Origin of the sequence: Sporosarcina luteola (genome assembly GCF_023715245.1) — a bacterium.
Taxonomy (GTDB): domain Bacteria; phylum Bacillota; class Bacilli; order Bacillales_A; family Planococcaceae; genus Sporosarcina; species Sporosarcina luteola_C.
Window position 1 is genome coordinate 1 of the sequence record NZ_JAMBNV010000042.1, and the last position, 255, is coordinate 255.

The 255-nt window shown below is 47.1% G+C and carries 1 rRNA gene; it reads left to right on the plus strand.

From position 1 onward, the window contains the following. A 23S ribosomal RNA gene (locus M3152_RS17915) occupies positions 1 to 118 on the plus strand; the annotation flags it as partial. Positions 119 to 255: the final 137 nt, after the last annotated feature.

A 255-nucleotide genomic window follows, 5' to 3' on the forward strand; every position in this document is an offset into this window, starting at 1 on the left:
GATTTCCCATTACGCAAGTAAGTAAGATCCCTCAAAGAAGATGAGGTGGATAGGTCCGGGGTGGAAGCGTGGCGACACGTGCAGCTGACGGATACTAATCGATCGAGGACTTAACCTTATGTTATTTTAAGTACGGTTGAACTTGAAGTTCAGCAACAATGTTGGTTTTATCCGGTTTTGAACGAACAAGAGTCGTTCAATTGTCTGGTGACGACGGCGAAGAGGTCACACCCGTTCCCATACCGAACACGGAAG